At 40.1% G+C, this 302-nt stretch carries 1 protein-coding gene; it reads left to right on the top strand.

Translation table 11 applies throughout. The features are described 5' to 3' along the window. Positions 1-302: calcium-binding protein (locus PQG52_RS11425; RefSeq protein ID WP_271829607.1), on the top strand; the 302-nt coding region annotated here is incomplete at both ends.

The following is a 302-nucleotide window of genomic DNA, read 5'->3' as shown; positions in this document are numbered from 1 at the left end:
AACTGATGGCTCTTTTACCCATTGATGTGAAAAGCAGTGATACCTCTTATCAATTTGGTAATGGTGGCAATCAAATCAATGGTGACGCATCAAACAACAATTTCTATAGTGGTAATGGAAATGACATCGTTCAAACTGGCGATGGTAATAATTATGTAGATGCTCAAGATGGAGACGATCAAATCACTGGCGGTATTGGCAATGATACCATCTATGGTGGTGCTGGTAATGATGTCATTAATGGCGGTGCTGGTAATGATAGTCTCTATGGAGGTTCAGGAAACGATACTTTAATTGGTGGC

Origin of the sequence: Commensalibacter communis (assembly GCF_947179105.1) — a bacterium.
GTDB classification, from domain to species: Bacteria; Pseudomonadota; Alphaproteobacteria; order Acetobacterales; family Acetobacteraceae; genus Commensalibacter; species Commensalibacter communis.
This window is presented reverse-complemented; position numbering and strand designations above follow the sequence as displayed.